The sequence below is a fragment of the Synechococcus sp. EJ6-Ellesmere genome, from assembly GCF_024345875.1.
GTDB lineage: Bacteria > Cyanobacteriota > Cyanobacteriia > PCC-6307 > Cyanobiaceae > Regnicoccus_A > Regnicoccus_A antarcticus.
Genome location: NZ_JAGQBY010000160.1, coordinates 1 through 7,103, shown reverse-complemented (window position 1 = coordinate 7,103; position 7,103 = coordinate 1). Strand labels below are relative to the sequence as shown.

Annotated in this window: 8 protein-coding genes and 1 pseudogene; 8 read left to right on the top strand and 1 reads right to left on the bottom strand. The window is 66.2% G+C overall.

The genetic code is table 11. From position 1 onward, the window contains the following. The 6 genes and pseudogenes from KBY78_RS14655 to ccsB all read left to right on the top strand — a co-directional run. Positions 1-398: pseudogene (locus KBY78_RS14655) on the top strand (translational GTPase TypA); the annotation flags it as partial. Next, positions 395-760 (top strand): DUF309 domain-containing protein, encoded by a 366-nt coding sequence (locus tag KBY78_RS14650; RefSeq protein WP_255144244.1) that lies wholly within the window; start codon positions 395-397, stop codon positions 758-760. The pseudogene KBY78_RS14655 and the gene KBY78_RS14650, both read left to right, overlap by 4 nt. A 176-nt stretch (positions 761-936) precedes the next feature. Further along, positions 937-1,404 (top strand): LPS-assembly protein LptD, encoded by a 468-nt coding sequence (locus tag KBY78_RS14645; protein WP_255144243.1) that lies wholly within the window; start codon positions 937-939, stop codon positions 1,402-1,404. Next, positions 1,401-2,129 (top strand): LPS export ABC transporter ATP-binding protein, encoded by a 729-nt coding sequence (lptB, locus tag KBY78_RS14640; protein WP_255144241.1) that lies wholly within the window; start codon positions 1,401-1,403, stop codon positions 2,127-2,129. The genes KBY78_RS14645 and lptB overlap by 4 nt, the downstream gene beginning before the upstream one ends. Further along, a complete protein-coding gene (locus KBY78_RS14635; RefSeq protein WP_399215980.1) occupies positions 2,126-3,331 on the top strand; it encodes an LptF/LptG family permease in 1,206 nt (401 codons plus the stop codon). Before lptB ends, KBY78_RS14635 begins: the two co-directional genes overlap by 4 nt. A gap of 70 nt (positions 3,332-3,401) precedes the next feature. After that, positions 3,402-4,310 carry a c-type cytochrome biogenesis protein CcsB gene (ccsB, locus tag KBY78_RS14630; RefSeq protein ID WP_255144240.1) on the top strand — a complete coding sequence of 303 codons (909 nt, stop codon included), beginning with the start codon at positions 3,402-3,404 and terminating at the stop codon, positions 4,308-4,310. Between the two features lie 43 nt (positions 4,311-4,353). Here the strand turns inward: ccsB and rpe are convergent, their stop codons facing one another. Further along, entirely contained in the window at positions 4,354-5,037 is a 684-nt protein-coding gene (gene rpe, locus KBY78_RS14625; RefSeq protein ID WP_255144239.1) for a ribulose-phosphate 3-epimerase, read from the bottom strand. A gap of 168 nt (positions 5,038-5,205) precedes the next feature. On the opposite strand from rpe, the gene glpX reads away from it, so the two are divergent. Together glpX and hemA are read left to right on the top strand one after the other, a co-directional pair. After that, positions 5,206-6,210, top strand: a complete 1,005-nt coding sequence (gene glpX / locus KBY78_RS14620; protein WP_006171644.1) for a class II fructose-bisphosphatase — start codon at positions 5,206-5,208, stop codon at positions 6,208-6,210. Between the two features lie 10 nt (positions 6,211-6,220). Beyond that, positions 6,221-7,103 (top strand): glutamyl-tRNA reductase (gene hemA / locus KBY78_RS14615; protein ID WP_255144238.1); only part of this gene is annotated, 883 nt, incomplete at its 3' end.

Below are 7,103 nucleotides of genomic sequence, written 5' to 3'. Positions count from 1 at the left end.
GCCATTCCTTCTTCGAGTACCGCCCGATGCAGGGTGATTTCGATGCGCGCCGCAATGGCGTTTTGATTGCCTACGAGGAAGGCACCGCCACCTTCTATGACCTCAAGGGTGCCGAAGATCGGGGCCAGTTCTTCATCACACCGGGAACCAAGGTGTACAAGGGCATGATTGTCGGCGAGCACAACCGACCGCCCGACCTTGAGCTCAACGTCTGCAAGGCCAAGCAGGTCACCAACATCCGCTCGGCCGGTGCTGAGGTGCTCGACACCCTGCAGTCGCCGATCCAGATGACCCTGGAGCGGGCACTGGAATACATCGGCCCCGACGAGATGCTGGAGGTGACCCCGGAATCGATCCGGTTGCGCAAGCTGCCGGCGAAGAAGCCCGCCAAGCGTTGAGCGAGGCCCTCGAGGACGACCCCCGCTTCCGGCAGGCGGTCGTCCTCTTCAATGCCGGTCAGTGGTACGCCTGCCACGACGGGCTCGAGGAGCTTTGGCATGAAACCCTGGGGCCGGACCGACCCGTGCTCCAGGGGATGCTGCAGATCGCCGTGGCCCATCTCCATCTGGAGCGAGGCAACGAGCGCGGTGCCACCGTGCTGCTGGGTGAAGGGGTGGGCCGTCTGGCCCACAGCGGTTCTGAGGCGCTCGGCCTCGACCTCGACCATCTGCGCCAGGTCAGCGCCGCCCGTTTGCGCTGTCTGCAATCTGGCGGCGATCCATCAGGACTGCCCCTGCCCAGCCTGCGGCCGCAGGCCTGAGCGTCTGCCCTGCAGCTGAGCTCCCGACATCGGCCCGTAGATTGCCTACTCAGATTGGGTTCAACACCCACCATTGCCGCTGAGATGTGAGCACTGCCCAGCAGGTGAGCCCCGTCGAGATGTCCGAACCGCTCCGGTGGCCAAGGCGACGTCATGTGATGCCGGCCCTGGCAGCCATGCTCCTGATGCTGGCTTCAGCGGAGAGCAGCCGTGCCCAGCCGATCCAGCCCGGTGGACAGGTCGGCCCCGCTTTGGACCAAGTGCCGGCAGTGCCAGCCCCTGCACCCACCGGCCAGGTCACGATCGAATCCGACCGCCAGCAGGCCGACAACGTCACCGGGATCATCACCGCCACAGGCAACGTCCGGATCGTTTATCCCGACCGCCGGGTGGTGGCCACCTCCCGCCAGGCCCAGTACTTCACCCGGGAGGGGATGATCATTCTCAGCGGCGATGTGGATGTGGTCCAGGACGATGGCAACCTGCTGCGGGCCGACCGGGTCACTTACCTGGTGGAGCGGGAACGGGCCCTGGCCCAGCCCCTGGAAGGCCAGCAGGTGTTCAGCAAACTCCTGATTCAGACCACACCCCAGGCACAGCCGCCGGGAGCGCAACCTCAGCCCCTCACCCCGCCGCTTCGATGAGCCTCTCCCTGGAGAGCGTCACCCTGAGCCTGGGCGGCCGTCCCCTGGTCAAGGAGGTGAGCCTGGAGCTGGAACCCGGAGAAGTGGTGGGCCTGCTGGGACCAAACGGGGCGGGCAAGACCACCACCTTCAACCTGGTGACGGGTCAGCTCAGGCCCGACAAGGGTCAGGTGCTGCTGGATGGGCGCCGGGTCGAAGGCCTGCCGATGCCCAAACGGGCGCGTCTGGGCATCGGCTACCTGCCCCAGGAAGCCAGTGTGTTTCGCCAGCTCACGGCCCGCGAGAACCTGCAGCTGGCCCTGCAACAGAGCGGAACCCCGGTGCGGGTGCGGCGCCAGAGGTTGGAGGAGTTGATCGAGGAATTTCATCTCAGCAGGTTCCAGCACCGCCGAGGCTTCCAGCTCTCAGGTGGTGAGCGCCGGCGCTGTGAGGTGGCTCGGGCCCTGGCCGTGGGCCGCGAGGGACCGCGTTATCTGCTGCTGGATGAACCCTTCGCGGGCGTCGATCCCCTGGCGGTGGCCGATCTGCAGGCTTTGATCGGCAATCTGCGCCAGCGGGGCATGGGCCTGCTGATCACCGACCACAACGTGCGCGAGACGCTGGCCATCACCGACCGTGCCTACATCCTCACCGAGGGGAGCATTCTTGCCTCGGGCCCCTCTTCGGAGGTGGCCAGCAACCCCCTGGTGCGGCGTCACTATCTGGGCGAGGGATTCCAATTGTGAGCGCATCCACCAAGCCACAGACCACACCGGTGGTTCAGCGGGTGCTGAAGCCGTTCATGCTCTCCTGGCAGCGGTTACCCCTGATGGATCGCTGGCTCACCAACGAGCTGATGGGTCCGCTGCTGTTCGGTGTCGCGGCCTTCACGGCGGTGTCGCTCTCGGTGGGGGTGGTCTTCGAGCTGGTGCGGCGTGTAGCCGAATCGGGTCTGCCGCTGCTCACGGCCCTGCAGGTGCTTGGACTGCGGATGCCCGGCTTCCTGGTGCTCTCGTTTCCGATGGCGACCTTGATGGCCACCCTGCTGGCCTACAGCACCCTCTCGAGCAACAGCGAACTGATTGCCCTGCGCAGCGTTGGGGTCAGCACCTGGCGCATGGTGTTGCCGGCCCTGATCGTGGCGGTGCTGATGAGCCTGCTCACCTTCGTGTTCAACGACCTGATCGTTCCCAGCGCCAATCTGGAGGCGACCAACACCTTGAATCAGGCCCTTGGCAAGGCGATCGCGGCGGAGAAGGGCAGCAACATCATCTATTCGCGCTTCAGCCGTCGCCCCAGCAAGCTTGATGAGAGTGGCAGCGAGCGCTACCTCTCTCAACTCTTTTACTCCCGGCAGTTCAAGGATGGAGAGATGGAGGAAGTCACGGTTCTTGATTTCAGCCGCCCCAGCGGAACCCAGATCCTCAAGGCCAAAACGGGCACCTGGAACGATGAGGCGGGGATGTGGGAATTCCGCGACGGGCAGATTGTGCTGGTGGGCGACAGCGAAACCACCACCTCAGCCAAGTTCGATCGCTATCTCTACCCGCTCGACCAGGGCCCTCTCAAGCTGGCGGCCCTGCCCAAGGATGCGGCCAGCATGTCGGTGTCAGAAGCCCTGCGGGCTGAAACTCTGCTGAGGCAAGCGGGCGATCAGAAGGAAGCCCGGCGCTTGAGGGTGCGCATCCAGGAGAAGTTCGCCTTTCCGGCCATCTGCCTGGTGTTCGGCCTGATCGGCAGCAGCCTCGGGGTCAGGCCCAATGCCCGCACGAGCCGCAGCCAGGGGTTCGGCATCAGCGTGCTGCTGATCTTCTCCTATTACCTGATGTCGTTCATCTTCAGCTCCCTGGGGGTGAAGGGCACACTCGGCCCCGTGCTGGCGGCCTGGTCCCCGGTGCTGATCGGCCTGCTGCTGGGCCTGCTGCTGTTGCGCCAGGCCAGCCGCTGAACCGGTCCCCGTCCAGCCAGGCCTGCAGGCAGACTGGCTGGCAGATCCGCCCCGCCTTGAGCGCGCTGCAGTGAACGACCCGGTTCTCTCCCTCGGCCTGCTGGCCTTCGCCCTGCTGCTGCTGGCCCTGCCCCTGGCCTTCTGGGGCCTCAGCGGCGGCCGATCCAGCAGCGCAGTCCGCTTATTGGTTGCGGCCGCCAATCTGAGCCTCACGGCCCAGCTCACTCTGCGCTGGTGGGACTCCGGCCACTTCCCGATCAGCAACCTCTACGAATCCCTCTGCTTCCTGGCCTGGGCCTGCACCCTCACCCAGCTGCTGGTGGAGCGCTCCTGGCCCAGTCCACTGGTGCCGGCCGCGGCAACACCCATGGGCCTGGGCTGCCTGGCCTTCGCCAGCTTCGCCCTGCCCGATCGGCTGCAGGAAGCCTCACCCCTGGTGCCGGCCCTGCGCTCCAGCTGGCTGGTGATGCACGTGAGCGTGATCATGGTGAGCTATGCCGCTCTCCTGGTGGGATCACTGCTCTCGGTGGCCGTGCTCTTCACCGATCGCGGCCAGGACCTGCAACTGCGCAGCAGCTCCATCGGCAGCGGCGGCTATCGCCAGGCCAAGCTGGCCGCTGAAGCAGGCGAGCTGCGCCTGAGCAGCGTGTCGATCGGGGTGAGCGAGCAACTCGACAGCCTCAGCTACCGCACGATCACCGTGGGCTTCCTGCTGCTCTCGGTGGGCCTGGTGAGTGGAGCCGTGTGGGCGAATGAAGCCTGGGGCAGCTGGTGGAGCTGGGACCCCAAGGAAACATGGGCCCTGATCTGCTGGCTGGTCTACGCCGCCTATCTGCACAGCCGGCTGAGTCGGGGCTGGCAGGGCCGCCGTCCCGCCCTGGTGGCAGCGGCGGGTCTGGTGGTCATCGTCGTCTGTTACATCGGCGTGAACCTGCTGGGCATCGGCCTGCACAGCTACGGCTGGTTCCTGGGCGCCTGACGGGGAAGCCGGGCCAAAGCCAAAGGCCCGGTCCCCCCGTTGCTCAGGCCAGCACGGCCTCAGGTCTGCGGCTGTGGCGGATTCCCTCGATCGCCGCGCGGTAGTCGGGGGTGTTGAACACGGCCGAACCAGCCACGATCGCGTTGGCGCCGGCTTCCACCACCTGCCAGGTGTTGTTGGCCTTGAGGCCCCCATCCACTTCGATCCAGGGATCCAGTCCACGTTCGTCGCACATCCGGCGCAGGCGACGGACCTTCTCCACAGCCGAGGGGATGAAGCTCTGGCCCCCGAAACCGGGGTTGACGCTCATGATCAGCACCAGATCGCAGAGCTCGAGGCAGTACTCGAGGGTTTCCAGGGGAGTGCCGGGGTTGAGCACGGCGCCGGCTTTCTTGCCGAGGTCCTTGATCTGGCCCAGGTTGCGGTGCAGGTGCGGGCAGGCTTCCACCTGCACGTAAATGTGGTCGGCGCCTGCCTTGGCGAAATCGCCCACATAGCGCTCCGGCTCCACGATCATCAGGTGGACATCGAGGGGCTTGCTAGTGACGGGGCGCAGGGCCTCGACGATCAGCGGGCCGATGGTGATGTTGGGAACGAAACGGCCGTCCATCACGTCGACATGGATCCAGTCGGCTCCAGCCTCGTCTACGGCCCTCACCTCGTCACCGAGGCGGGCAAAATCAGCGGAAAGGATCGACGGGGCGATCACCAGAGGCTTCGTGCTCATGGTTGGGGCCACCGGGGGCATAGGGAGCCTGGTGATTGTAGGAACGTGGGGTGGGGCCTCCCACGCGGCGCTGATACAGTGACGCCCGCTTCTTGTCGGAAAGACCTTGCTGCAGCTGGTCTGCCTGTCTTTCTGCTGACGCCTTCTCTCCCCCCCTGCCGGACCGTCGTGGATCGCACCCTCATTCAGGAACTGCTCGAAGTCGTCGAGCAGGCCGCCATCGCCTCCGCCCACCTCACCGGGCTCGGCAAGAAAGATGAGGCCGATGCCGCCGCCGTTGAAGCGATGCGCACCCGCATGGGCTCCATCGCCATGCAGGGCCGGATCGTGATCGGCGAGGGCGAGCGGGATGAGGCCCCCATGCTCTACATCGGTGAGGAAGTGGGCAGCGGCACTGGCCCCGGCGTCGATTTCGCCGTGGATCCCTGCGAGGGCACCAATCTCTGCGCCAACGCCCAGGACGGCTCGATGGCGGTGCTGGCCGCCTCCGACCGCGGCGGACTCTTCAACGCCCCCGACTTCTACATGAAGAAGCTGGCTGCACCCCCGGCCGCCAAGGGCAAGGTGGACATCCGCAAGAGCGCCACCGAGAACATCGCCATCCTGAGCGAATGCCTGGGCATGCCCGCCAGCGATCTGACGATCGTGGTGATGGACCGCGCCCGCCACAAGGACCTGATCGCGGAGATCCGCGCCACCGGCGCCCGGGTGAAGCCGATCAGCGACGGTGACGTTCAGGCCGCGATTGCCTGCGGTTTCGCCGGCACCGGCACCCACTGCCTGATGGGCATCGGCGCCGCACCAGAAGGCGTGATCTCCGCGGCGGCCCTGCGCTGCCTCGGCGCCCATTTCCAGGGCCAGCTGGTGTACGACCCCGCCATCGCCCAGACCAGCGAGTGGGCCGACTACACCAAGGAAGGCAACATCGAGCGGCTCAACTCGATGGGCATCACCGACATCGACAAGGTCTATGAGGCCGAAGAGCTGGCTTCCGGTGAGAACGTTGTGTTTGCCGGCAGTGGCATCACCCCCGGCCTGCTGTTCAAAGGGGTGGTGTTCGAGCGCGACTGCACCCGCACCAGCAGCCTGATCATCAGCTCGCTCGACTCCTCGGCCCGCTTCACCGATACGGTGCACATCAAGCCCGGCGCCCAGAGCGTCGCCCTGCGCTGAGCCGCCTCCCATGCACATCGCCGTCGTCGGCCTCAGCCACCGCACGGCTCCGGTGGAGATCCGGGAGCGACTGAGCATCCCCGAGCAGACCATGGAGGAATCCCTCCAGAACCTGCGCGGGGACTCGCAGGTTCTGGAGGCCTCCATCCTCAGCACCTGCAACCGGCTCGAGATCTATACCCTGCTGCGCAGCCCCGAGCAGGGCATCCATGCCGTGGGCAGCTTCCTGAGCCAGCACTCCGGGCTCGACTTCGGGGAGCTCACGCCCCATCTCTTCACCTACCACCACGAGGAAGCGGTGGCCCATCTCTTGCGGGTGGCCGCCGGCCTCGACAGCCTCGTGCTGGGTGAGGGTCAGATCCTCTCCCAGGTGAAGAAGATGGTGCGGCTGGGCCAGGAACACGGCTCAATCGGACCGATCCTCAACCGCCTGCTCAACCAGGCGGTGAGCACCGGCAAACGGGTACGCAGCGAAACCAACCTCGGCACCGGTGCGGTCTCGATCAGCTCCGCCGCCGTGGAGCTGGCCCAGCTCAAAGTGGGCCAGGCCCGGGGCCTCGACGAGCTCGTGCCACTGGATCAGGAGCAGGTGGCGGTGGTGGGGGCCGGGCGCATGGCCAGGCTGCTGCTGCAGCACCTGCAGGCCAAAGGCTGCCGCGGCCTGGTGCTGCTCAATCGCACGGCGGAACGTGCCGAGGCCCTGGCCGCTGATTTCCCTGAATTCCCCGTCCAGTGCCGCCCGCTGAGCGACCTGGACCACTGCCTGAGCACCTGCTCCCTGGTGTTCACCAGCACTGGAGCCGAGGAGCCGATCAGAGACGCCGGGCGGCTCAGCGGCCTGAACCGGCGCTCGTCACTGATGCTCATCGACAGCGGTGTTCCTCGCAACATCA

Bases quoted from the DNA above. Each gene is read 5' to 3' on its own strand.
- KBY78_RS14645 (WP_255144243.1), top strand. From the start codon at position 937: ATGCTCCTGATGCTGGCTTCAGCGGAGAGCAGCCGTGCCCAGCCGATC.
- rpe (WP_255144239.1), bottom strand. From the start codon at position 5,037: ATGAGCACGAAGCCTCTGGTGATCGCCCCGTCGATCCTTTCCGCTGAT.
- lptB (WP_255144241.1), top strand. From the start codon at position 1,401: ATGAGCCTCTCCCTGGAGAGCGTCACCCTGAGCCTGGGCGGCCGTCCC.